Origin of the sequence: Providencia sp. PROV141 (genome assembly GCF_028481645.1) — a bacterium.
Classification (GTDB): Bacteria; Pseudomonadota; Gammaproteobacteria; order Enterobacterales; family Enterobacteriaceae; genus Providencia; species Providencia rettgeri.
In genome coordinates, this window is sequence record NZ_JAMPPR010000014.1 from 1 (window position 1) to 22,491 (window position 22,491).

Annotated in this window: 30 protein-coding genes; 20 read left to right on the forward strand and 10 right to left on the reverse strand. The window is 37.2% G+C overall.

From position 1 onward, the window contains the following. Positions 1-316: 316 nt before the first annotated feature. Both PSF09_RS08690 and PSF09_RS08695 read right to left on the reverse strand, forming a co-directional pair. A complete protein-coding gene (locus PSF09_RS08690; protein WP_096865219.1) occupies positions 317-775 on the reverse strand; it encodes a YmfL family putative regulatory protein in 459 nt (152 codons plus the stop codon). 76 nt (positions 776-851) lie between these two features. Beyond that, positions 852-1,088 (reverse strand): transcriptional regulator, encoded by a 237-nt coding sequence (locus tag PSF09_RS08695; RefSeq protein WP_096865218.1) that lies wholly within the window; start codon positions 1,086-1,088, stop codon positions 852-854. A gap of 120 nt (positions 1,089-1,208) precedes the next feature. On the opposite strand from PSF09_RS08695, the gene PSF09_RS08700 reads away from it, so the two are divergent. Then, the gene (locus PSF09_RS08700) at positions 1,209-1,898 is read left to right on the forward strand and encodes an XRE family transcriptional regulator (RefSeq protein WP_164561303.1); all 690 of its coding nucleotides are present in this window, start codon (positions 1,209-1,211) and stop codon (positions 1,896-1,898) included. Here the strand turns inward: PSF09_RS08700 and PSF09_RS20385 are convergent. Then, positions 1,884-2,351, reverse strand: coding sequence for a BRCT domain-containing protein (locus PSF09_RS20385; RefSeq protein WP_306801920.1), 468 nt, complete (start codon positions 2,349-2,351; stop codon positions 1,884-1,886). The two genes, PSF09_RS08700 and PSF09_RS20385, sit on opposite strands and share 15 nt — an antisense overlap. 37 nt (positions 2,352-2,388) lie before the next feature. Beyond that, positions 2,389-2,769, reverse strand: coding sequence for a hypothetical protein (locus PSF09_RS20390; RefSeq protein WP_336298948.1), 381 nt, complete (start codon positions 2,767-2,769; stop codon positions 2,389-2,391). 155 nt (positions 2,770-2,924) lie between these two features. Here PSF09_RS20390 and PSF09_RS08710 point away from each other — a divergent pair, with 155 nt between their 5' ends. From PSF09_RS08710 to PSF09_RS08760, 11 genes are all read left to right on the forward strand, one after another. Then, a complete protein-coding gene (locus PSF09_RS08710) occupies positions 2,925-3,134 on the forward strand; it encodes a hypothetical protein (RefSeq protein ID WP_094962334.1) in 210 nt (69 codons plus the stop codon). A 33-nt stretch (positions 3,135-3,167) separates the two neighbouring features. After that, positions 3,168-3,356, forward strand: a complete 189-nt coding sequence (csrA, locus tag PSF09_RS08715) for a carbon storage regulator CsrA (RefSeq protein ID WP_096865222.1) — start codon at positions 3,168-3,170, stop codon at positions 3,354-3,356. A 190-nt stretch (positions 3,357-3,546) separates the two neighbouring features. Continuing rightward, positions 3,547-4,461, forward strand: a complete 915-nt coding sequence (gene rdgC, locus PSF09_RS08720; RefSeq protein WP_110591891.1) for a recombination-associated protein RdgC — start codon at positions 3,547-3,549, stop codon at positions 4,459-4,461. Between the two features lie 84 nt (positions 4,462-4,545). Beyond that, complete coding sequence (locus tag PSF09_RS08725; RefSeq protein ID WP_272683782.1) at positions 4,546-5,355, forward strand: hypothetical protein; 810 nt, start codon at positions 4,546-4,548, stop codon at positions 5,353-5,355. Between the two features lie 17 nt (positions 5,356-5,372). Continuing rightward, positions 5,373-5,849 (forward strand): hypothetical protein, encoded by a 477-nt coding sequence (locus PSF09_RS08730; RefSeq protein ID WP_180312599.1) that lies wholly within the window; start codon positions 5,373-5,375, stop codon positions 5,847-5,849. Between the two features lie 591 nt (positions 5,850-6,440). Next, positions 6,441-6,614 carry a DUF7167 family protein gene (locus PSF09_RS08735; RefSeq protein ID WP_232062890.1) on the forward strand — a complete coding sequence of 58 codons (174 nt, stop codon included), beginning with the start codon at positions 6,441-6,443 and terminating at the stop codon, positions 6,612-6,614. A gap of 9 nt (positions 6,615-6,623) precedes the next feature. Beyond that, positions 6,624-6,824 (forward strand): hypothetical protein, encoded by a 201-nt coding sequence (locus tag PSF09_RS08740; protein WP_096864895.1) that lies wholly within the window; start codon positions 6,624-6,626, stop codon positions 6,822-6,824. Continuing rightward, positions 6,824-7,192 carry a hypothetical protein gene (locus PSF09_RS08745; protein WP_096864894.1) on the forward strand — a complete coding sequence of 123 codons (369 nt, stop codon included), beginning with the start codon at positions 6,824-6,826 and terminating at the stop codon, positions 7,190-7,192. Before PSF09_RS08740 ends, PSF09_RS08745 begins: the two co-directional genes overlap by 1 nt. 206 nt (positions 7,193-7,398) lie before the next feature. Then, positions 7,399-7,950, forward strand: a complete 552-nt coding sequence (locus PSF09_RS08750) for a 3'-5' exonuclease (RefSeq protein ID WP_096864899.1) — start codon at positions 7,399-7,401, stop codon at positions 7,948-7,950. Between the two features lie 36 nt (positions 7,951-7,986). Then, positions 7,987-8,211 (forward strand): hypothetical protein, encoded by a 225-nt coding sequence (locus tag PSF09_RS08755; protein WP_423810798.1) that lies wholly within the window; start codon positions 7,987-7,989, stop codon positions 8,209-8,211. Further along, positions 8,212-9,393: a tyrosine-type recombinase/integrase gene (locus PSF09_RS08760; RefSeq protein ID WP_096864893.1), complete on the forward strand. Its 1,182-nt coding sequence runs from the start codon at positions 8,212-8,214 to the stop codon at positions 9,391-9,393. A 280-nt stretch (positions 9,394-9,673) separates the two neighbouring features. Here PSF09_RS08760 and PSF09_RS08765 read toward each other — a convergent pair whose 3' ends face one another. Both PSF09_RS08765 and PSF09_RS08770 read right to left on the reverse strand, forming a co-directional pair. Continuing rightward, positions 9,674-9,787, reverse strand: coding sequence for a DUF4113 domain-containing protein (locus PSF09_RS08765; RefSeq protein WP_272664796.1), 114 nt, complete (start codon positions 9,785-9,787; stop codon positions 9,674-9,676). Between the two features lie 148 nt (positions 9,788-9,935). Next, complete coding sequence (locus tag PSF09_RS08770; RefSeq protein WP_272664666.1) at positions 9,936-10,667, reverse strand: class I SAM-dependent methyltransferase; 732 nt, start codon at positions 10,665-10,667, stop codon at positions 9,936-9,938. A 287-nt stretch (positions 10,668-10,954) separates the two neighbouring features. Between PSF09_RS08770 and PSF09_RS08775 the strand changes: the two genes are divergently transcribed. Further along, positions 10,955-11,374 carry a GNAT family N-acetyltransferase gene (locus PSF09_RS08775; RefSeq protein ID WP_272664665.1) on the forward strand — a complete coding sequence of 140 codons (420 nt, stop codon included), beginning with the start codon at positions 10,955-10,957 and terminating at the stop codon, positions 11,372-11,374. Positions 11,375-11,392: 18 nt separating this feature from the next. On the opposite strand, the gene PSF09_RS08780 is transcribed toward PSF09_RS08775, so the two are convergent. Next, positions 11,393-11,926 (reverse strand): GNAT family N-acetyltransferase, encoded by a 534-nt coding sequence (locus tag PSF09_RS08780; RefSeq protein ID WP_210836766.1) that lies wholly within the window; start codon positions 11,924-11,926, stop codon positions 11,393-11,395. A 221-nt stretch (positions 11,927-12,147) separates the two neighbouring features. Here PSF09_RS08780 and PSF09_RS08785 point away from each other — a divergent pair, with 221 nt between their 5' ends. Beyond that, positions 12,148-12,408: a DinI-like family protein gene (locus tag PSF09_RS08785; RefSeq protein WP_004912115.1), complete on the forward strand. Its 261-nt coding sequence runs from the start codon at positions 12,148-12,150 to the stop codon at positions 12,406-12,408. A gap of 189 nt (positions 12,409-12,597) precedes the next feature. Here the strand turns inward: PSF09_RS08785 and PSF09_RS08790 are convergent, their stop codons facing one another. Beyond that, complete coding sequence (locus tag PSF09_RS08790) at positions 12,598-12,840, reverse strand: hypothetical protein (protein ID WP_210836765.1); 243 nt, start codon at positions 12,838-12,840, stop codon at positions 12,598-12,600. 172 nt (positions 12,841-13,012) lie between these two features. Between PSF09_RS08790 and PSF09_RS08795 the strand changes: the two genes are divergently transcribed. The 3 genes from PSF09_RS08795 (at position 13,013) to PSF09_RS08805 (ending at position 15,710) form a co-directional block, all read left to right on the forward strand. Next, positions 13,013-13,687, forward strand: coding sequence for a response regulator (locus PSF09_RS08795; protein ID WP_272664663.1), 675 nt, complete (start codon positions 13,013-13,015; stop codon positions 13,685-13,687). Beyond that, a complete protein-coding gene (locus PSF09_RS08800) occupies positions 13,677-15,038 on the forward strand; it encodes a sensor histidine kinase (RefSeq protein WP_272664662.1) in 1,362 nt (453 codons plus the stop codon). The genes PSF09_RS08795 and PSF09_RS08800 overlap by 11 nt, the downstream gene beginning before the upstream one ends. Positions 15,039-15,134: 96 nt before the next feature. Continuing rightward, on the forward strand, positions 15,135-15,710 hold the full coding sequence (locus tag PSF09_RS08805; RefSeq protein ID WP_272664661.1) for a cysteine hydrolase family protein: 576 nt from the start codon (positions 15,135-15,137) through the stop codon (positions 15,708-15,710). A 20-nt stretch (positions 15,711-15,730) separates the two neighbouring features. On the opposite strand, the gene PSF09_RS08810 is transcribed toward PSF09_RS08805, so the two are convergent. Then, on the reverse strand, positions 15,731-16,573 hold the full coding sequence (locus tag PSF09_RS08810; RefSeq protein WP_210840321.1) for a D-amino-acid transaminase: 843 nt from the start codon (positions 16,571-16,573) through the stop codon (positions 15,731-15,733). A 450-nt stretch (positions 16,574-17,023) separates the two neighbouring features. Beyond that, positions 17,024-17,548, reverse strand: coding sequence for an anti-virulence regulator CigR family protein (locus PSF09_RS08815; RefSeq protein WP_272664660.1), 525 nt, complete (start codon positions 17,546-17,548; stop codon positions 17,024-17,026). 332 nt (positions 17,549-17,880) lie between these two features. Between PSF09_RS08815 and PSF09_RS08820 the strand changes: the two genes are divergently transcribed. The 3 genes from PSF09_RS08820 (at position 17,881) to PSF09_RS08830 (ending at position 22,490) form a co-directional block, all read left to right on the forward strand. Further along, entirely contained in the window at positions 17,881-19,131 is a 1,251-nt protein-coding gene (locus tag PSF09_RS08820; RefSeq protein WP_272664659.1) for a mechanosensitive ion channel family protein, read from the forward strand. 300 nt (positions 19,132-19,431) lie between these two features. Beyond that, positions 19,432-21,861, forward strand: a complete 2,430-nt coding sequence (locus PSF09_RS08825; protein WP_210839764.1) for a DMSO/selenate family reductase complex A subunit — start codon at positions 19,432-19,434, stop codon at positions 21,859-21,861. 11 nt (positions 21,862-21,872) lie between these two features. Then, positions 21,873-22,490, forward strand: coding sequence for a DMSO/selenate family reductase complex B subunit (locus PSF09_RS08830; protein WP_110731999.1), 618 nt, complete (start codon positions 21,873-21,875; stop codon positions 22,488-22,490). Position 22,491: the final 1 nt, after the last annotated feature.

Here is a 22,491-nt window from a genome sequence, read left to right on the forward strand (position 1 = left end):
GTCGATTAAGGTTTTTATGCTTTTCATTGCTCACTAACCTCTCTCCCACTGCGGAAATAGTATTTAGCCCAGCTATCTCTTAGGGCTTTGCTATCTACCAATTGTTGTTCGGTCTGGTAGTTGCCCGACTCGTCAGCTGAGGTTATGATTTCTACATATTGAAACGGACCACATTTCGATACAGGTAAGCATCTAAATTGCTTTTTTGATTGAAATTGGTTTACACTGCTCATGCTAGTTACTCCACACAAGTTGTTATTAGCACCCGACGCCTCGGACCGCATATCTGGGGCGTCAACCTTTCTAGTTATGCTCATCATGGTTTAATCCCATAAACACTTTCCAAAGAACCAACAAACCCAAGCGCATAAGCAAAGACTTTTTCCATCTTTCTGTAGATAGCCTTTGTTTCATCTGGTGTTAGAACGCCATCAGAAATACTGTCTTTGATTAAAACGCTTAAAGCCCCTTGCATTGCACCAAGGCGCATTTGAATATCAAATAACTCAACCGTATCTAAGCTCTCAGCTTCAATTTTTACTGCCGGTGTAATTCCGTGACGTTCCATGTGATAAGCCACCAGCGCTTTGGTACCTGATAATTCCTCAATCGCTTCAAGTTCATCATTTTCAAAGAAACGACAGCCGTTTTTCTCATACAACTTGTTATTGAATGTGGTTTCAGAAATACCTAATGCACCAGCCATCGCTGAACGACCACCAGGGAATGCTTTACACATTTCTTTCACGACTTCTTTTAATGTTTGTTTGCACATATCTACAATTCCGTTGTTATTCTTGTAGTTAACTTAGCGACTTTCCTCTGATAAATTTGATAACAACTTTTAATTGTTATGGATATAAATCAGGGCGTAATTTACTTCTTGAAATACCTGACGCCTGCTCGACAACAAGCACTTTATCGGCGGGAACTCTTTTATTTCTGTTGAGCCAATTCCATATTTGTTGTTGTTTTACTGGTTTATTTAGAAGCTCGCTAATACGCTTTGCTAACTGCGTTTGTCCACCAGCTGCATTTATTGCGGCCTGCAATCCAGTAATGCATGATTCATTGGTTACGTGCACCATAACTCCCCCAAAGTTGTTATTAACAACTTTATATTAATCCAGAATAACAACTTTGACAACTTTTAGATGTTGGAAACTTCAACACTTAAAGTTGTAAAATACAATTACGAGGGAGGGAATATAATGTCGATAGCTAAAAGGTTGTTAGAGGCAAGAATAAAAGCAGGAATGAGCCAAGCGGATCTTGCTGAGAAAGTTGGTGTTAGCCAACAATCAATACAAAAAATCGAATCAGGCCAAACTAACGCTCCTAGGAGAATTGCTGACATTGCTAAGGCAGTAAATGTTTCCGCTCATTGGCTTCAATTTGGTGTTCGCGACGAAAATGGAAAGAAGACCGACTTTGAAGTAAAAGAATGGGAGGATGTTTCTGTATATAGTGATGCTGATTTTGTGGATATACCAGTGCTAGATATTGAACTTGCCGCTGGTTGCGGGGCTAATGCTGAAGTTGTTGAATCGGAAGAGTACACATACCCATTCCGTAGGGGTGAGCTACGTAAATACGGTGTTAGTGCTAGCAACGCTAGAATCGTTAAAATAATTGGCAATAGCCTTTACCCAGTACTAAATAGCGGTGATCTAGTAGCTATTGATATTAGCAATAAAAAGATTAAAGATGGTGATCTTTACGCTATAAGGGATGGGGTGCTGTTGCGTGTAAAAATTCTCGTATATAGACCCGACGGCGGGCTTATCATACGGAGCTTTAATAAAGATGAATACCCTGACGAGCAGGTACCTAGAAGTGAGTCTGTCGTCAGAGTTCATGTAATTGGCAGGGTTTTTTGGTCATCAAGAAGCTGGTAAGTATTTCATTAAGATATCTTCAGTCGTAATTTTCACGCTGGACTTACCGCTATCTCTATCATCAATGGCTTTTTCTATTTTTCTTCCGTGTGTTGAATATCGCCAGTCTCGTGAGGATAACCCTCCGATTACTAAGTAATCTGTAGACTGGGTCACCCTATCAGTAACGGAGCCTCCAGCATCTTCTATCATTTTTGATACAATAGACCTTTTGCCTAAAACAAAGTTTCCTGTTAGGCAAAAAGACGCTCCGTATAGATCTAGGGAATCAATATCGTCGCATGGTAATTGACATGATAGCCCATCAACAATCCCAGTATTTAAATCCGTGCCTGAAAAGTCAACTAAAGCTTTATATAGCAAATCGCTTTCATTTTGATCTATAACCCCATCTTCCTTGATTGTTTTAACTAGTTGATATAAATGCTTTCCGGGATAATTTCTTTTCAACATCCCATTTTGAGTTAACCACCAATCTAAGTAGTTAATTTCATCTATAACTTAAATCTTTGTCTGCCACAATCCCTTTGCAGAGCCCATTTAACAGATTAATATCTGACTCTTTAGAATACAAATCAACATTAGGCATGTCCATTATAGCCCGCTGCACATCTAATAGCGTCTGCTTTATCTCTTGCCTTTCTTCGGCCGTTATCACTCCATCCTCTAAAACCCTTGATATCCTCTCTTGTAAAAGCATTACAAATGGATTGCTAGAAATCACTTCAGAATCGGAGAGCCATGTCGTGATATATAAAATCTCAGAATCTGATAGTTCGCAATCGGACAAAACACCATCAATAATCGAAATCAGGTTAGCAAATAACTTGTCTCGATTTCTTTTGTAGTTGAAAGCCGGGTTGATGTTCATAGTTTCTCCTATTTATTTGTATATCCTTTAATTTTCTTTAAATTAAATCAAACAACATAAAGTTGTTGACAAGGACGTTAAATACAACTAAATTACAACTTAAAGATGTTTAGGTAAAAACAATTAATAACAACTTTCATTAATAAGGTCAGATTATGCAAACCAATTCAAATGAACCAATCGTAACTTTTAGTGTGCCAATGTCGCAGGATGATGTGCGCGAGTGGATACTAGAAAAAGCCAAACAAATTAACAACCTGCAAAAACTACGCAATGAACGTGATGAGCTGCAATCTAAACTCGAAAAGCTCGACGAAGAAATTGCAGAGTGCATGGATATGTGTGCAGTTACTGTTAGTGCTTAACTGAATTAAATTGTGTGGAGTCTTAGTATGGGAATGCTTATTTTAACCCGTAGAGTCAGTGAAGAAGTCATGATCGGCGATGATATTAAAATTAAAATCTTAGGGGTCAAAGGAAACCAAGTGCGGATTGGTGTTGCTGCCCCCGAAGAAGTATCAGTACATCGTGAAGAAATTTATCAACGTGTTTTAGCTGAAAGAAATAATGCCAGTGCTAGTAAGTAGTTATTGATAGTTTTGGTGGTGACCTGAATCTTCCACTCTACGAGGTTGATGATAATGTTCTATTCAGTAGCCACCCTTTTTCATAATACATAAGGCCACTGATATTCAGTGTTCATACTAGGTAAATATATTCATTATTTGTCAGTGGTCTTATTTATTGTGTGGAGTTAATTATATTTGAGGATATCTCATGAGTGTTTTTAATGTTAAAAATCTAGTTATTTATCGGATAACTCGCGATATTGATTTTAATAATATCGAAGAGCAGTTATCAAATTTAAAATATGAGCCTTGCGGTTCATTTGATATGCAACGTTTTGGCTTCATTCCACCACTTGGCATTGGTAATTCTGATTGTTTGACTCATAAAGTTAATGACCAGATGCTTATATCTCTTTTTAAAGAAGATAAAATGCTACCAACTCCTGTTATCAATAATGAGTTAAATAAAAAAATTGAGAAGCTAGAAGCAGATCAGGGTAGAAAATTAAAGAAAGCTGAACGCCAAGCCATTAAAGATGAAGTTATTCAGGAACTGCTACCTCGTGCGTTCTCTAAGTATACTCGTTTCGATGTATGGGTTAATCTTACTGATGGCTTTATTGCTGCGCTAGTATCGTCACACCGACGTGCTGAAGATTGTTTTGCAATGATACGTAAGGCTCTTGGTTCTCTGCCTGTCGTACCGTTAACGATGAAAGACCCTATTGAATTAACGCTAACAGAATGGGTTAGAAGCGGGCAATTACCAAAAGGCTTTATATTTGGTGAGCAATCAGAAATGAAAGCCATCCTTGAAGAAGGTGGAATTGCTAAATATACAAAACAAGACTTAATTTCTGATGAAATTCAAACGAATATTGAAGCAGGTAAATTAGTCACTAAATTATCATTAGGTTATGAAGATAGGGTTACATTCTGTATTGATGATAGTTTTGTTTTATCTAAGCTTAAATTTGATTCCGCATTTTTAGAAACTAATGATGATATCGAACGAGAAGATTATAACCAACGCTTTGATGCTGATTTCTTCTTAATTATTTCTGAATTAAATATTTTAATAAAAGCATTAATTGATTCACTTGGCGGCGAAGCCAAGCTTTAAATAATTTAACCAACACCAAGGAATTTAATTCTCTTTATTAAGAGACGGACTCTTATTATCTAAATTTTGCGTGGAGTATTAATTATGCCGAAAGGAAAAAATATTATTGCTGATAGCTTGGCAAATGATATCGCTAAACATTGTTCTGAGTTTGAAAAATCCCCCGAGTATGCAGAAATGATCGGTACTCATGTTAAAAGTCTTTATGAAAAAGCAATTAAAGATACTTTTAGCTGGGGAAATTTTCCTGACCGAGTTAAAAAAGCCCTTGAATCAGCACTTCCTGCAAATATTAGTGAAGTGGTCGACCTACCTAAATATAACCTATTAATGGCTAAAGAGCTTTCTAGCCAATGGGAAATGAATGGTGTCAGCGAGCAAATGGTTAACGGCATGAAAGATTTGGTATTGAAATTTATCAAATCACATGAAATTCCAAAATATATCAAAGCATCTGACCTTTGGAAGGCATACGTAGATCAATACCAAGAAGAAGCGGCTCATGAGGGCTGGGGAAGACCTCTAGTGGTTATTTCCGAGGGAGAATATACATGGGAAAAAGGATTTTTTCATATCGGCTTGGAGAAAGAACCAGCTAGCGACTCTCTATACAGCCATAGAAGCAAAGAAAAATATCATCAGTGCGATACCCACCTTAGCTTCCATCAAAAAACCACTAGAGAAATGCGTGAAGACGTAGCAGTTATGCATGATGGGTATCCAGTTTACAACCTATACGCTGGTGAGCTTGAATACCATGACACGCTTGGTAAGCAAGTTGTTCAGTTCCGTTCTGAGTTTGAGCGCCTTGTTGGTGCGCTTTATTACGGCGGTAGCCTGTTAGTTTTAGATGAATCTGACGCTGATGAGATTCATTACAACAACGATTATTAATAACGAGGGTATTAATAATGCAACTTAGCCAAATTAATTTAATTTCCGCTATTTCTACTGAAATAGAAAAACAAATACCCGGCATACCTGCTGAACCTCGTTATATGAATGCCATTATTAAGGCTGCAAATTTGGTTTGTGAGGAATTTAAAAAGCCACTTGTTAAAACTTCTGAAGGTATGGGTCTTGCTGCATGGCTTGCTAGTGATGATGTGGGGGCGAGTTCTAAATATATGGCTTCCGTTCTTTCTGGTCAATTTAGCGCTCCACATCATTACCCTTGGGATGGTGCTGATTTAGGTCGCTGTATTCGATTACTGGAAGCAGTGCCAGAGCTAGCAAGCCAATTACATGAAATGAAAGCATGTTCGCCTCAGTGGTCTGCCGTTATCGATAATTGGGTTAAATGGAAAGAGCTTTACGATGCTGGTGAAGGTACAAAACTTTATCAAGAAATGAAATTAACTTACAAATCATTAAGGGGCTTGCCATGAAAACTCTACATGGACGCTGCATTCGTCGCTGTAAATTACAATTCAATCGGTTATTTGCCAAAATGAATTAAAAAAATACCGCCATGACGGAGGCGGTAAGGGAATCTTGATGAGTGATCTAATTGTAATAATAGGTATCAGCTTTTTAACATAGTTAATGAACATAAATCAATATCGAATGTTTAATAAACCAGACCTGGTAATAAAAAAATTGCCGACACGGATTGGGCGGCAAATTGTGTAGGGATATTTATAGTTTCTCTGTGTAAGCAATTTAAGCATAGTTAAGGCATGGAATTTAGCAAGGAAGCTAGATAAAAAAATGCCGACACAGGGAGGTCGGCGAAAATTGCACAGCTTGTTACTACTCTTTCGGGGTTAAGTGTAGAAGGTAAATAAGTGTTTGCCATGAAACGTTTTAATCCTAGCGATTAAATAGATGAAATGAATAAAAAAATGCCGACACAGGAAGCATCGGCGAGGACTACAAAAATAATTAGAAAGTTCAAATTAACTATAGGTTATAAATTAAAAACAATGATGAATTATTTTAATCATATCGATTAAATAGATGCAATAAGAGGAATGAATATGAGTAAGCAAATGGTTTTAGTTGCAAGGACAAATAAGATTGGCTCTGACTCTGAATGTGGGCTGGGTATTACTGAGGACGAATGGGATAAATTAACCGAAGAAGAGCAATCAGGATATATCAATACTGCAATTGATAATCTTGTTGATTGGTATGTGAAGACAGAAGATTAAGGTGGAGTGATGAAATTAACAGAATTTCAAGAAGGGATTATTTATGCAGTGGTTTTACTACAAAAATTACATGATCAACCGACAGCAGGAGCAGATATTTTAAAAGAGTCAGGTTTAGATAATATCGACTGTTCTAATTTTGACGACTATGACAAAGAAGCATTGAGAGTTATTAATGATAACTACGGCATGAGCCTAAAGGGGTTGTGATGGATAAATCAAGACAGCAATTTGAAGCGGAAATAAAGTCACTTAGCGACCCGTCAGAATTTGAATTAAAACTTAAACGTGCAAATAACGGATCAAATTACGCTGACCAATATGTAGATTTAATGTGGATTAGTTGGCAAGCATCACGAGAGAGTTTAATTAATAGCTTACCAGAAAGCATTAATTGCCCTACCGCACCAGAATTAATATGGCTACAGGTTGACCCTGAACCAGAGGAGATAAATAAACCTGTATATCCAGTTAATTTATATAGCGGCGATGTAACTTGGAGTTCGAGCAGGGAGTTCCCAACTGACACCTTATATGTTCGGGCTGATTTTTTACTTCAATCCGTAAAACAGTGCTAAGAGCACCAAAACAGAAAGCATGATTATAGCCAAAGCGCCAATGAGACAGCTAATACCCCTAAATAGACAAGATGCCACATCAATCCAGGTTGTATTTTCTTTATTGCGTCTCATTTTAGCCTCCTTGGCACAAGTTACTAAATTAAATAACTGAAATTTAATATACACCCCATAGATAAGGACTAGCAATGAAATATAAACACTTAATGGTAGATCTAGAAACTATGAGCAATAAAGGCAATGCCGCTATTGTGTCCATTGGTGCTGTGACTTTTGAACCAACAACGGGTGAGATTGGCCCTACATTTTATAGTGTGGTTGATTTAAGAAGTTGCGAACGTGCGGGTCTTCATATCGATGCTGATACCGTCCTTTGGTGGATAAAGCAAAGCGCTGAAGCTAGATCGGAAATTGTTGGTGTTAGTTATGAGTTAGAAGAATCACTAGCCGACCTAAATCTTTTTGCCGAGAGAGTTCTAACTGATGATGTTCAGGTGTGGGGTAATGGCGTTGATTTTGACAATGTTATTTTGCGTAACGCATATGATGCTGTCGGTTTAGATCCGTTCTGGAAACATTGGAACAATCGCTGTGTTAGAACAATTGTAGAGCTAGGCCGTAATGCTGGTATTGATCCTAAGCGTACACTCGAATTTGAAGGAGAACAACACAATGCATTAGCTGATGCAATTCATCAAGCTAAGTATGTGTCTATTATCCACCAGCATTTAATTAAACCAGTTAACGACGATATTTAATTTTTAAGTCTGTATGCGGCAGGCGTGGAGGTGATTATGTCTATTAATAGCATGGGTAAATTGATGAAGGCCAGTAAATGGGCTCAGCGCGAGTTTGAAAAAGACTCTATACCCACCCCAAAAACACTTAAAAGATGGGTTTCTAATGGGGTTATTAATGGAAAAATTATAGATCAGTCAGTCTGGATTTTTTCTAGTGAAAAAATGGATGTCGCGTCTTCAATCTCAAGCCATGTAAATGCTTTGATAGAGGAACAGTAAATGGCAGCAAGGCCAAGAAATAGGCAATACAGACACTTGCCAGACTTTCTCAACTTTGACAAAACCCGCCAGCGTTACGTGTTAACACTGATAACAGGCAAACGAAAAACCATAGGCACCGACCGTGCCTATTCAATCGCTGTCGCGCGTGAGTATAACCTAAGAATGCGCCCAGAAACCGCTGTCAGCTTAAATGGGCTAATTAATGAGTCTGGCGGACTCAAGGGTGAAGGTGAAGCTTTATCTATTCATATGGATAGATTAATGGAGCGCATTGTTAAAGATGAGCAGCCAGCAAAAAGCACCCTATCCGATTGGAAAAAAGACATTGAGCGCATAAAAGAGTTTTTTAGTGATATTGCTTGTTGTGATATTACTCTAGAGCATGTTAACGATTATATAAACCATTACCACGCTGATGGATCTGCTAACGTCCAAAATCGGAAAGTATTATTTTTGAAGAAAATATTTAGCTACGCAATGGATGAATCATTAATGCTAGATAATCCTGCCGCACGTAAGAAAATGCGAAGATTGGAAGGAAAACAAAGAAAGCGTCTATCATTTGAAAACTTTATTAAAATACGCAATTTTGCGGAGCCTTGGCTACGTACAGCTATGGATCTAGCTTTACAGACAACACAAGCAAGGCTTGAAGTTTCAAGAATAAAATACAACATTAAAAAACCCAAAGAAGGCGTTTGCGGTTGTGTATGGCTTGATGTGCCAGTAAATGGTATCTATGGAACGTTATATATCCATAGGCAAAAGGTTAAAGATAAAGAAGCGGCCCATGTTGCAATTCCAATCGGTGGCGAATTAAAGCGGATCATCGAGGAAAGCAGAGATAACATTGCAAGCCCCTATGTTGTTCATCGGCTACCAATAAAAAACAGCAACCCGATTAGCTCAGAGGTTCAGCACCCTACACAAGTGGTACCTAGTTATCTAAGTCGAGCATTTTCAAAGGCAAGGGATAAAGCAGGAGCATATGCAGACTTACCACAAGAACAACGGCCAACATTTCATGAAATAAGGGCTTTAGCAGCGCATTTATTTGAGAAGTCAGGCGTAGATCCTCAAGCAAGGATGGCGCATAGTGATGCGAAATCCACTAAAATTTATACGCAAGATCATGTTGAGTGGGTCAGCGTACCGCATGCTGAAATTAAGGTGGGATAGTGGTGTAAAACAGCTTGTAACTCCTTGATTCATATAATACCAAAATGACCAATAATCCACTGTTTCCCTATACAGTCGAATCAATCATAATAACATCAAAATCAATAGGTTATGTTTTAATTGTATATAGTCATGGGGTGTCGGGGGTCGTAGGTTCAAATCCTATCATGCCGACCAAAATTCCCTAAGAAAACCAACCTGTTATGGTTGGTTTTTTTGTATGTGTAATTTTAAAAAGGTAAAATGACGGTAAAACCACGGTAAAATCCCAGCCAATTTCCTAGCTTTTAACCACTGGCAATTCATCAACGTTTGTCGTATATGCTGACAACATTTCTCTTTTCATCTTGTATACGCTATTTACTACTCTTACTAACAAACAATCATTACACATACCTGTCAATTACTAACCATGGTTATATTTCCCATAGTCACTAGTACTATTGTGTGCGTTATACCAACAACAATCCTTAGCGATTCATAGAACCATAATAAATCGCCTTGTGATGTGTATTAAACTTTACCAAAACATAAGATTTTAATTATGATTTTTGAGCACTAATAATAAATATCATTGGTCGCTCTTTTTCCTCATCTAATGTAGGATTTTCTATAATTTGCTCGCATGATGGCCCCCACTCGTCCAGTGCAATTATTTCAAACCCAGCAGAAATTAATAAGTTAATCCAAGTTGATAATTTTCTGTGCTGCTTCACGACACCATCAGCAAACCAATTGCTAATTCTATTGCCTTCTTGCTGGTACTGATTAACCGGCCAGGCTTTATTACCATACTTATCTGTACACCATTCTTGAATAAGTGGTGCGGTGTATATTGGATGCTCTGCTGAAAAAATCACCCTTCCACCTTGATTTAGAGCTTGATACAACTTAGCTAATAGAGAATAAATATCGACCACATAATGTAGTGCCAGCGAGCTATAGATCAAATCATATTGTTCAGTGGGTAAGCTCAACTTTTCCAAGTCAGCACGTAAATAAATTATTGCTGAATCATCTGTCATGGAAATTGCTTTTGTTAGCATTTTTTCTGAGAGGTCAACACCCGTTACCTGTGTTGCCCCTTGAGCCCTAGCCCAACGACAAAACCAACCATAACCACAGCCTAAATCTATAATAGATTTTCCATTTAAATCTGGTAATAACCGTTGTATTGCACTCCATTCTGGTGCACCATTAAGCCCTTTGACTGAGCGAGGCAATGTTGCATAGCCCGCAAAAAAATCAGGATCATCATAAATATTTTGAGACATGGTCTATTCCCACAATAATAAGAAACTTAGGCTATCATATTCTATATTTCTTAATTTTGATAAGAAATAGCACTGTATCGCTTTACAACGACTCAATGATAGTAAAGAGCAAACTTTATGGTAGCTTTTCAGCTAACTGTTTATAACATTAAAAATCAATAGGTTAATAGAAAAATAACTATAATGAACTTATTTTAAGTTTTCATATTAACCTTTTATTTAAACCAACCCTATGCGGTAATATTTTCAAATTAAGACATTTAGCATTGGCAAATAACTGATTAATAATGAAAACTAACTTTAGAGTAGCAACACTAATTGATATAAATGCTATATTTTCCATAGATACCATTGCGACAACAGAACGCTATGAAGACATTATCCAATGGATCGAACAAGGAATATGTTATGTACTGGAAGCCAACAACGAAATATTGGCGTATGGTGTTCTACATTATCATTTCTATTCCCATGCCTTTATAGAGTTATTAATGATAAATAAAAACTATCGTCGGCAAGGCCTTGGTCTCATTTTAATTAATAAACTAAAAATGCAGAGTAAAACCCAAAAAATTTTTACATCTACAAATCAATCAAATACAGCCACTCAACAACTCTTAATAAAAGCTGGCTTTATTCCTAGTGGCTACATTGAAAATTTAGATGATAATGATCCCGAACTTATCTATTGCTATATACCTGATTAAAACCATCTACATGGTGAACTATAATAGCGCTTTATTCATCACAACCGTTTGCAAGGTGCGATTAAATTGCTGATACACTTCTTGAGCTATCACTTCTGGATAGCTTAATACCCTAAGCTTATGAGGTATATTTTCTGGGTAATAACTTGGATGTGCGTGAGCGTATTCGTTTTGCTGAAAACCGCAATGTTGATAAAAAGACCAACGTTTTTGGCTAACTTCATCAATAATGGGGTCTATTTCTAGAATTACTTTACCAACATCATGGCAAAACAGTTTTAATACCTTTTGCCCATAACCTTGCCCTCTTAATATGGGGGAAATAGCAAGGTGCTCAATGTAATAATAATCTTCGATTTTCCAACAACCAATGAAACCAATAAAAGTGTCATTCTCTTTGAAATTGAGTAAATAATAATCGCTATGATTTAATATTGCCTCTCTTCCTTGGTAGCTTCTTTGTTCATATAACGGAAAAGCGGTGTCATACAACTGGTTAATCATTGCTATCGATTGGCTATCTTCACTTGAAACTCTTAAAGCATGTAACATTTAATCAAAACTCACCCTTATAAAAAATATTATCTAGCATACCTATTTTAAATTTTCTGACAATTATTTATCGTGAATTCATAATATTAACCTTTTGTTTTATCTTGCTATTATTTTTTCACTTCATTCGCTGATAAAAATATTTGTGGCTCTATATTGACTTTTTTACCTAATAGTTCTAAAAATACTGTATATTAATACAGTCTTTACTAGAGGCTATCATGTTACGTATCGAAGTATTATTTGATAAGAACGCTCCACAAAAACCAAGTTCAATTGTTTTGCAAGCACTTGAAACTGAGATTTTACGCAAACTTCAAAACCAATATCCTGATATGATAACGCGGGTTGGGTTTAGCTCACAACAACGCGTTAACATCTCTGGAACTAAAATAACGGAAGATAAAATTCGTATTGAAGAGATACTGGAAGAAATATGGATGGATGATGGTTGGATCCCAGAAGAAACAACGGTGGATTAACCTAATACTTAAAGGAATGTTTACCCATTGTGTAACATTCCTTTTTCTTTTACTAAAACTCGTAATTAAACCCAGCCTCATCGACAAAAACACTTCCACTAGCAAGAGAATAAAACCAAGATAATGCATTGATTATTAAAGAAATTACTTGTTTTAAATTTCTCATATCTAAATTTTACTCGCTATTTATTAATAGATTTTATATCTAAGAAAAGCTTTAATTTCTTTCACTGGGTTTAATTTTTTATTTCCTTCACGAGTTGTTCTAACCTGCGAAATACAGTTATCAACATTCACGCAAGTAGAAACTTCATTTAGCGCTAGAGTTGATAAGCTAACTGAGGGTGAATTATTGAAATCTTTTCCCATAAATATTAAAGCAAGCGCGATTGCTACTATAAATAATGGCACCTCATAAAATGCTTGTTTCATTACCAATGCTCTTATTGTTTGAGTGATGAAATGATAATAAACAATCTATTTCTTTGTACCTTAAAAATGAGTTAAACCAACCTTAAGATATGCTTAAATCTGATTCAAACTTGAACTATGCATATTGTCTGATACTCACTGCCTGCTTATACTTGTTTGTAGAGGTGATAATATGAATATCCTATTAGTCGAAGATGATCTTCAGTTGGGAAAGGCACTATGTCGAGGACTGGAACTGGCAGGCTTTAACCCTTGTTGGGTAAGGCTACTTGCAGACGCAAAATTACAACTTGCCTCCCGTAATTTTGACTTAATGCTCTTGGATTTAGGCTTGCCTGATGGCGATGGCCATGAAGAACTCATTACTTGGCGTAATATGGGGGAAACTATCCCAATAATTATTCTTACAGCAAGAAATCAAATGGATAACCTAGTTTCTAGTTTAGATTCAGGTGCAGATGACTTTTTAACAAAACCATTCGCTATGCCTGAGCTTATTTCTCGAGTAAAAGCAGTTAGCCGCCGTATGGCTGGCTTTTCATCTGAAATATGGCAACTTGGTAACCTGCAATTAAATCCTCTTAATCACCAAGTGACCCTAAATGAACAATTGCTATTGCTCTCTGGGAAAGAATATTTATTGCTCTATGAATTAATCAAAAATGCGGATAATGTCGTAAGAAAAACAGATTTAGAACAGCGTCTATTCGGATTAGACGATGTGGAAAGTAACTCTTTAGAGGTTCATATTCATAATTTACGTCGAAAAATAGGTAAAGACCGTATAATTACTATCCGTGGTATTGGTTATTTATTAAAAAAAGAAGTGCCACTAAGTGAAAGTTAAATCATTTTTTATTTATACGTTTGGGCTACAAATTAGTTCAGTTATTTTCCTTTGGCTGTTATTAGTTGGTTGGCTACATTTTTTTTATTGGCCTTCAATTCATGATGAGTTAAATGAGCAACAGAACGTCATCACTCAAGGGTTTGCTAAAACACTTGATGTGGTTGCTGATAAGCCAGAATATTTCAATAAAATTGCTGATAATCTACAAGAACTTTATTCTACGGCGATGGAAAGTGGTGACGATATTAGTTATCGACCATTTATGATTGTTAGAGATAAACAAGGGAATGTCTATTATCGAAACAGTGACAAGCTACACGTTCCATCGATTAAATCCGTCTCTGAGCTCGCTGTATTACATAAAGACTGGCACTTTACGTCTGCATGGAATGACAACAAAACCTTTGAAGTTGTTATTGCCGAATCTTATAGTGACCGTAAATCCTTATTAGGTAGCCCAGCCGAAGGCACCGCCATCCCTCTCGCTTTTATTTTGGCTATTATGCTGTTAGCAATTTTAATTACTGCTTACTTTAGCCTACGGCCTTTAAGGCAATCTGCAAAACTAATCTCTAGCCGCCAGCCGGGTAATTTAACTCCAATAGAAACGAAAGAACAATATAAAGAAATTAGGCCTATCATTGCAGCAATCAATAACCTTATGTCTCGTGTTGATGCTGCGAATCAACGCGAAAAGCGCTTCATGGCAGATGCTGCACATGAATTACGAACACCGATTGCAGCTGTCATAGCTCAATTACATTTATTAATGCAAATTGATAATCCAAAAGAAAAAGAAGAAATCATTAATGATATGCAAGAGACTTTAAATCGTGCAGCTTCTCTATCACATCAATTAATTGACTTAGCACGCTTAGAAACTGAAGATTTTTTATTAAATAAAGAGCAGGTTGACCTTCCCGTATTAATCAGCCACTTAATATCCTCACATATACCTTACGCCATTAACAAAAACATTGATGTCGAACTACAAAGCCCAAAATCGTTTTATATCCTCACTGATAAACTTGCACTGAGTAATATTTTTACAAATTTGATTGAAAATGCGATTAAATATTGCCCAGAAAAAGGGAAAATAAAAGTTATTTTAAAAAACCTAACTCCATTTGGTGGAACTATTTCTGTTCAAGATAACGGCCGAGGAATTCCAGAAGAAAGCCGTCAACTTATATTTTCTCGTTTTTATCGAGTTCCTGGAACAATGGAAACCGGAAGTGGTTTAGGTTTATCTATCGCTCATAATTTAGCCCATAAAATTGGTGCAGTAATTAGAGTTACTGATGGATTAGACAATCGAGGCATTGGTTTTATTATTGACTTACCCTAAATCTAATTATGTTATTGAGTTAACAGCATTCACTATTTTTTCTAGCTAGAATACACCTTTTATAAGTTAATATACGTACACTTAAAAGAGGCAATAATGTCCAAGGCATTAGTTATTATTGATCTCATTGAAGAGATAATTGGTAAAAATGGCTTATCTAATTCTAGCTATCAACAGACTTGCTCTCGCAAAATCGTTGAAAAAGCCAATCAAGCAGCACAATATGCAAGAAGTCATCATATCCCAGTTATTTGGGTTAAAGTTGGGTTTTCAGACAATTACCACGATGTTCCTGCTGGCTCCCCAATGTTTCAGCAAGCCAAAAGCCTTGGTGCCTTAAAATTAAGTGGTAATGGGTGTAATTGGGCTCATGACCTTGAAGTGGCATTTCGTGACCCTGTTATGATTAAAAAAGGTGTTTCTGCGTTTGCAGGAAACCATTTCCATAAATGGCTTACCGAAAATGGCATTACAAAATTGTTTATTGGCGGAGTTAGTACCGTAAAAGCCATTGAAAGTACAGCTCGGCAGGCTCATGACTTAGGGTATTATGTCACCGTACTTGAAGACTTATGTGCCGCTCCAACGCCAGAACTCCACCAGCAAAGTATTCAGGCATTGGATGGAATGGTAACGGTTTCTTCCGTTAAAGAATTTATGCAATTAAAATAACACTTAGATATCTCATGAGATTATTTTAATTTTTGCAAGTATATATCCCGTAGCCGGGTAGCAAGTTTCCCCGGCTTACCTTCCCCAATCAATTGGTTATTCACCATAATAACTGACCAAACTAATGTTGTTGCAGAAGTAATAAAGACTTCTTTTGCTTCTAACATTTCATCAATGCTAAATGGCTTTTCAACAATGTCTATTTCTTGCTCCCGAGCAAGCTGTAAAATTGCTTGGCGGGTAATACCTGACAATATCTTATTACTTAGCCCTCGTGTTTGTATTTGGTTCTGAGGAGTAATAATAAAACAATTACTGGAACTTCCTTCCGTAACATAGCCATTTTTAACAAAAATAGCGTCATCTGCACCTTGTTGCTTAGCGTATTCTTTTGCCATAGAAGCCGCTAATAAGGCGACTGTTTTAATATCACAACGTTGCCAACGAATATCATCGACAGTGATGACTTTTATTCCATATTTAGACTTTTCATTTTCAACAATCTTCGTCTTTTGTGTAAATAAGACCAATGTTGGCTTCGTTTTTTTATCAGGATATAAAAAGTTGCGTTGTCTTGCATTACCGCGAGTCAGTTGTAAATATACAAGCCCTTCCTCTATATTATTTTGAAGAACTAGTTGAAGATGAATTTGCTTTAATTCTGCTAAATCGTAAGGTAATGATAGCTGTAATTCAGTACAAGAACGCTGCAAACGGGCCATATGATGTTCAAAGTCAACTAGCTTACCGTTAATTATTGCTGTCACTTCATATACTGCATCAGCAAATAAAAACCCACGGTCAAAAACAGATACTGATGCTTCTTCTTCAGGTAAAAACTGGCCGTTCACATAAGCAATCATGCGCTGTATTCCTTTATCAATCAAATCATTACCTATTCTCTATTTAACCATACACCATATTGTAAAAATTACCTTTCAATTCTTCACATTTTTGTAGTCATTTATAGATTTTCATCCGTCTTATCGGAGTATCTTTCAACCAAAAGGAATGCCAGCAAAGAGATTAAAATATAGTTTAATATTTAAAATTATTTTTAATATTAACTTGACATTAACATGCTAATGGCTAAAATGCTCTCACGTGATCTGGATCACATTTTAATTTGGAGTTACCGATGAACAGCATCAAAGAATTTATCAGCAGTGTGCAAGAAGTTGTTGAATTACTCTCTAAACGTTTTATGTAAGCAAGTTAATCATTTTGTAGTCAATCAAACCTTTTAGTTACCTAATCATTAGCGTTAATTGCATTTATTTTGCACAACGACCTTGCAATCAAGGTCGTTTTTTTTATTCAAAAACATTTTCAATAATTTCAGCTACAACCGCTGTCCCTATCGCAACTAGAATAAGATCCTGACCACTTACTTTCCATTCATAGCCAACATAAACAGGTAATTGCGCTAAAAATGGTGAAGGTAACGCTTTTTTTGCAATACCTGGAGGAAGCGGTTTTCCCCTACTCACTTGCTTTGCAATACCTGGCGGCAAGCTTTGGTATCCCGTCAAACCATACTCAATGGCCAAAGGCCTTACATGACCAAAACTCACATTAAAACTCACACTCGAACCCCGTTGTTTATCGTAATACTTGTTCGATTTGGTATGTTTTAGCTGTTGATTACTATTTTCTTTATTTGATTTATCTTTGTTCTGATTTCCTTTATTTCCATGAATTTTTTGATTTCCTTTACCATTCTCTTGACCTTGATTGCCATTAGGAGATGAATTTGCGAATAATGGCGTACAAGCAATAACAGGCAATAAGATATACTGCAAAAGAACTGAACAAAGCGGCTTTTTAAATATGTTCATAATAAATTCCTGCAAAGTGAATATAATATTAGGAATATTTTGAAGAACATTATGCTTAGTTATAGAGACTCACAATCAGAAAATACTTATCACACGTAATGTTATGTAAATGTTACTTAACCCATCAAATTAACGAACGTCCTCCTTTATAATAACCTTTATTATCATCAGTATTGCATTCATATACTAAGCAATACTTAGAACTAACAATAAGAATTAGGACGGAGTTTAATATTGTTCACCATGAATTTTCATTACTAATATGATAAGGTCGTTTGACTATCTAATATTTTTATAAGTAATCGTTCCTAACCCCTAAAGAAGGAGAAACCATGCAGCAGCAACTGCTAGACTGGGTACGTCAGTTCAACCAAGATTACGCTAACCTTGCCTCTTTACTGATGGTACTCGGTTTAATTCTGATCGTCGCCTGCGTATTACATTTAATTCTACATAAAATATTACTTCCACAACTCGAAAAACGCGGGCAAAAAAGTGCAGGAACTTGGGTTCATTTAATCACTCAACATAATCTTTTTAATCGCTTTGCTTTTGTTATTCAAGGTGTTGTTGTCAATATCCAAGCAACGCTATGGTTGCATTCAGGTTCGACTGCACAAGCCGTTCTAAAGGTCGGTTCACAGGCATGGTGCCTATTATTTGGCTTACTCACCCTCTATTCTGTTCTTGATATTATACTCGGTGTGCTCCAGCGTGCCGCCAAAACTGCGCATTTACCGCTTAGAGGAATATTCCAAAGCCTTAAGCTGATTGCTACAATTTTAATTGGCATCATGATAATTGCGCTATTAATTGGTAAATCCCCACTAATTATTCTTAGCGGCCTTGGCGCAATGACCGCCGTTATGATGTTAGTGTTTAAAGATCCCATTATGGGCTTAGTTGCAGGAATTCAACTTTCAGCCAATAACATGGTTAATATTGGTGATTGGTTAGAAATGCCTAAATACGGCGCTGATGGCGCTGTTGTAGATATTGGTTTAACCACAGTAAAAGTGCGTAACTGGGATAACACAGTTACAACCATTCCTACTTATGCCCTTATTTCTGATTCCTTCAAAAACTGGAAAGGAATGACTGAATCAGGTGGCCGCAGAATTAAGCGTAGTGTCCGCTTAGATGCCAGCAGTGTACATTTTTTAACATCTGAAGAAGTAGAACAATGCATTAAAGCAAATTTACTTGAGCCCTATATCGAACAGAAAATATCGGAGATTCAAGTTTTTAATTCTAGTCTACCTGATGATAAAGCGGTTCCTTTAAATCAACGCCGTTTGACGAATATAGGGACTTTCCGAGCTTATATTGAAGCTTATTTAAAATCACATCCTAATATTCACAAAAATATGACGATCATGGTCAGGCAGCTAGAGTCTGACTCAAATGGTATCCCAATCGAAATATATGCATTTACCAATACAACCGTATGGGTGGAATATGAAAGAATACAGTCAGACATTTTTGACCATATCTTTTCAATCCTTCCGCAATTTAATCTGATGGTACATCAATCACCTACCGGAAATGATGTTAGAATGATAGGCAATTCCCCAGAAAAATAATTAATACTAAGTAATTAGTTAAATTTTCTTATTTATCTACATCTAAAGTGGTATTTAAAAGGAGGGTATATCCCTCTTTTTCCTTACTTCTCGACCCATTGTTATATATAAATTAATATTTCGATAGTTAATAAAAATCAAACTAATTTATGTTCTGATTAATGAAAAACCCTTATAAATTAAATGAATACATTCATCTTATCAGGGATAACATTGATGTAAGTCATGTAACTCAACAGAAACTTTTTTTAACATATAAAACAAGAAAGTAATGTTGTTATTTACATATAGGCAATGTCAATGCATAAAAATAAAATAAATACTCAATTTGGAGAACTGAGCAGGAGGGAGTTTATACAAACCTCTGCAACCGTTGCGGGTGTCGCTGCTGTTGCTGGCTCAATCACTCTTCCTTTTGCTGCTCAAGCAAAAACACCAGCAATCATGCCTGACGAAGTCAGTGAAAAAATTAGCTATAGCGCATGCTTAGTAAACTGTGGTAGCCGTTGTCCATTAAAAGTTCATGTGAAAGATGGTGTTATCAGCCGTATTTCCAATGAAACGATGTATGACGACTCAACATTAGGTGAACACCAAATCCGTCCATGTTTACGTGGTCGTTCAGTGCGTTGGAAAACCTACAACCCAGACCGTTTAAAATACCCAATGGTTCGCGTTGGTAAACGTGGTGAAGGTAAATTTAAAAAGATTTCATGGGATGAGGCGACAACCATTATCGCCGAAAAACTGAAGTATACTATTGATAAATATGGAAGTGATGCCATTTATTACCAATATGGCTCAGGTTCAACAGGCGCAAACTTACACGGCCGTGCCGCTTGTAAACGTTTATTAAGCTTAACCGGCGGTTTCTTGGGTGATTATGGCACATATTCATATGCTCAATTAATGGAAATAACACCTTACGTATATGGTAGCGTAGAAGAATCCTATTTATCTGAAATCCAAAATTCTGACTTAGTCGTTATGTTTGGCCACAACCTTGCTGAAACACGTATGTCTGGTGGCGGTCAATTTTACGAAACTCTCAATGCGTTAGATAAAAGCAAAGCAAAAGTTATTATCATTGACCCGCGTCGCACCGATAGCGTCACAACCCTTGGTGCAGAATGGATCCCAATTTATCCAGGCACTGATGCGGCATTAGTTGCGGCTCTCGGCTACGTCATGATCGAAGAACAGCTGACTGATGAAGAATTTCTGAAAAATTATTGTGTCGGCTGGGATGAATCGACCTTACCTGCTTCTGCACCGCGCAATGCATCATATAAAGATTATATTTTAGGTAATGGCCCGGATGGTATCGCTAAAACACCTGAGTGGGCGAGCAAATTAACCGGTATCTCAGTCGCACGTATTAAGCAACTTGCACGTGAAATCGGCAATGCAAATAGAGCATGGATCTCACAAGGCTGGGGCTTACAACGCACAGAAAATGGCGAGCAAGCTTGTCGCTCCATTATGATGTTACCTCTGATGTCCGGCAATATTGGTCGTGCTGGAACAAATACTGGGCTGTGGGGAAATAGCTATGCTTACCCTGTCGCAGGTTTTGCTTTACCTAACCCAGTAAAAGCCTTGATTCCGACTTATATGTGGTCAGAAGCAATTGTTCGCGGGAAAGAATTAACCGCAGAAAATGGTGGTATTAAAGGTGTTGATAAACTAAACAACGACATCAAGTTTATGTGGTGTTACTCCAGTAATGTCATTGGTAACCAACATGGCGATTTAAATAAAACGCATGAAATACTTGCGGATGAATCAAAATGTGAATTTATTTTAGTGTGGGATAACCATGATACCCCATCCGCAAAATATGCAGATTTATTATTACCGGATGTCACAACGGTTGAAACTAACGATTTAATCAATAATTCCTATGCAAGTGGTGCGTATCACTATTTAGTTCGCCTACAAAATGCGATTGAGCCACTGTGGGAAAACCGCCCTAACTATGATGTTTTAGCCGAAATTGCTGAAAAAATGGGCGTAAAAGAGCAATTTACCGAAGGCCGTACCTACGCTGAATGGATTGAGTTCTGTTATAACAAAACACGTGAAAAAATGCCGCATTTACCTGAGTTCAGTGAAACCGACGGTGCAGGTATTATCGATCGTAAGTTCCTAAACAGCTCAGAAAATATTGCATTGAAGAAATTTCGTGATGATCCAATCAATAACCCATTGAAAACACCGTCTGGTAAAGTGGAAATCTATTCAGAACAACTGGCTGAGCGTGTTAAAAATTGGGAGTTACCAGAAGGCCAGCGTATTCCTGCCATTCCTGAGTATTGCTTCAATAAAGAAGGTGTTGAAGCCCAAGCAAGCCAACAAAAGCATCCGCTATTAATGACGGGCTTTCATGATAAAGGCCATGTGCATTCATCATATTACAATGTTGCTATGCTCCGTGAAGCCATTCCACATCAATTTTGGCTCAACCCAATCGATGCTCAGCAACGCGGCTTGAACAATGGTGATATGGCTGAAATATTTAATGATCGTGGTCGTATTCAAATTAAAGTGAAAGTAACAGAGCGTGTATTACCTGGTGTTATCGCCGTTCCACAAGGTGCATGGCGTACTCTCAATGATGATGGGCTAGATGTCGGTGGTTGTATCAATACATTAACCTCGCATGTCCCTTCGCCATTGGCTAAAGGTACCCCACAACATACTAACCTTGTTGAAGTTAAACGCGCTTAAGGAGTTGAATGATGAAACAATATGGCTTTTACTTTGACTCCACAAAATGCACTGGCTGTAAAACGTGTCAAGTCAGTTGTAAGGATGAAAAAGATTTAGATTTAGGTCCAAAATTCCGTCGAGTCTACGAGTTTGGAGGCGGTAGTTGGCAAAAACAAGATGGTATTTGGCAACAAAACGTCTTTAATTACTATCTTTCTATTTCATGTAACCATTGCTCAAACCCGACTTGTGTCGCAGGTTGCCCAACTGGTGCAATGCATAAACGTGAAGAAGATGGTTTAGTCGTGGTTGACCAATCTATTTGTGTTGGTTGTCGTTATTGTGAGTTGCGCTGCCCGTATGGCGCACCACAATTTGATGAGAAGAAAAAACTGATGAGTAAATGCGACGGCTGTTATGAGCGTGTCGCAAAAGGGATGAAGCCTGTTTGTGTTGAATCTTGCCCGCAGCGTGCTTTAGATTTTGATGATATTAATGTTCTTCGTGAATTACACGGCACAGAGTGTGGTATTGCGCCAATGCCAGACCCAAGCCTGACGAACCCAAATATTGTTATCAAACCACATAAAGACGCGAAGCCATTTGGCGATAAAAGTGGCGAATTAAAGAACCCTGCGGAGGTATAAG

Bases quoted from the DNA above. Each gene is read 5' to 3' on its own strand.
- PSF09_RS20390 (WP_336298948.1), bottom strand. From the start codon at position 2,769: ATGAACATCAACCCGGCTTTCAACTACAAAAGAAATCGAGACAAGTTA.
- PSF09_RS08765 (WP_272664796.1), bottom strand. From the start codon at position 9,787: ATGTGTAATGATTGTTTGTTAGTAAGAGTAGTAAATAGCGTATACAAG.
- PSF09_RS08750 (WP_096864899.1), top strand. From the start codon at position 7,399: ATGGTAGATCTAGAAACTATGAGCAATAAAGGCAATGCCGCTATTGTG.
- PSF09_RS08745 (WP_096864894.1), top strand. From the start codon at position 6,824: ATGGATAAATCAAGACAGCAATTTGAAGCGGAAATAAAGTCACTTAGC.
- PSF09_RS08735 (WP_232062890.1), top strand. From the start codon at position 6,441: ATGAGTAAGCAAATGGTTTTAGTTGCAAGGACAAATAAGATTGGCTCT.
- PSF09_RS08785 (WP_004912115.1), top strand. From the start codon at position 12,148: ATGTTACGTATCGAAGTATTATTTGATAAGAACGCTCCACAAAAACCA.
- PSF09_RS08755 (WP_423810798.1), top strand. From the start codon at position 7,987: ATGTCTATTAATAGCATGGGTAAATTGATGAAGGCCAGTAAATGGGCT.
- PSF09_RS08690 (WP_096865219.1), bottom strand. From the start codon at position 775: ATGTGCAAACAAACATTAAAAGAAGTCGTGAAAGAAATGTGTAAAGCA.
- PSF09_RS08770 (WP_272664666.1), bottom strand. From the start codon at position 10,667: ATGTCTCAAAATATTTATGATGATCCTGATTTTTTTGCGGGCTATGCA.
- PSF09_RS08730 (WP_180312599.1), top strand. From the start codon at position 5,373: ATGCAACTTAGCCAAATTAATTTAATTTCCGCTATTTCTACTGAAATA.
- PSF09_RS08695 (WP_096865218.1), bottom strand. From the start codon at position 1,088: ATGGTGCACGTAACCAATGAATCATGCATTACTGGATTGCAGGCCGCA.
- PSF09_RS08810 (WP_210840321.1), bottom strand. From the start codon at position 16,573: ATGATTGCTTATGTGAACGGCCAGTTTTTACCTGAAGAAGAAGCATCA.
- PSF09_RS08820 (WP_272664659.1), top strand. From the start codon at position 17,881: ATGCAGCAGCAACTGCTAGACTGGGTACGTCAGTTCAACCAAGATTAC.
- PSF09_RS08790 (WP_210836765.1), bottom strand. From the start codon at position 12,840: ATGAAACAAGCATTTTATGAGGTGCCATTATTTATAGTAGCAATCGCG.
- PSF09_RS08710 (WP_094962334.1), top strand. From the start codon at position 2,925: ATGCAAACCAATTCAAATGAACCAATCGTAACTTTTAGTGTGCCAATG.
- rdgC (WP_110591891.1), top strand. From the start codon at position 3,547: ATGAGTGTTTTTAATGTTAAAAATCTAGTTATTTATCGGATAACTCGC.
- PSF09_RS08830 (WP_110731999.1), top strand. From the start codon at position 21,873: ATGAAACAATATGGCTTTTACTTTGACTCCACAAAATGCACTGGCTGT.
- PSF09_RS08780 (WP_210836766.1), bottom strand. From the start codon at position 11,926: ATGTTACATGCTTTAAGAGTTTCAAGTGAAGATAGCCAATCGATAGCA.
- csrA (WP_096865222.1), top strand. From the start codon at position 3,168: ATGCTTATTTTAACCCGTAGAGTCAGTGAAGAAGTCATGATCGGCGAT.
- PSF09_RS08775 (WP_272664665.1), top strand. From the start codon at position 10,955: ATGAAAACTAACTTTAGAGTAGCAACACTAATTGATATAAATGCTATA.
- PSF09_RS08740 (WP_096864895.1), top strand. From the start codon at position 6,624: ATGAAATTAACAGAATTTCAAGAAGGGATTATTTATGCAGTGGTTTTA.
- PSF09_RS08805 (WP_272664661.1), top strand. From the start codon at position 15,135: ATGTCCAAGGCATTAGTTATTATTGATCTCATTGAAGAGATAATTGGT.
- PSF09_RS08760 (WP_096864893.1), top strand. From the start codon at position 8,212: ATGGCAGCAAGGCCAAGAAATAGGCAATACAGACACTTGCCAGACTTT.
- PSF09_RS08725 (WP_272683782.1), top strand. From the start codon at position 4,546: ATGCCGAAAGGAAAAAATATTATTGCTGATAGCTTGGCAAATGATATC.
- PSF09_RS20385 (WP_306801920.1), bottom strand. From the start codon at position 2,351: ATGTTGAAAAGAAATTATCCCGGAAAGCATTTATATCAACTAGTTAAA.
- PSF09_RS08795 (WP_272664663.1), top strand. From the start codon at position 13,013: ATGAATATCCTATTAGTCGAAGATGATCTTCAGTTGGGAAAGGCACTA.
- PSF09_RS08825 (WP_210839764.1), top strand. From the start codon at position 19,432: ATGCATAAAAATAAAATAAATACTCAATTTGGAGAACTGAGCAGGAGG.
- PSF09_RS08815 (WP_272664660.1), bottom strand. From the start codon at position 17,548: ATGAACATATTTAAAAAGCCGCTTTGTTCAGTTCTTTTGCAGTATATC.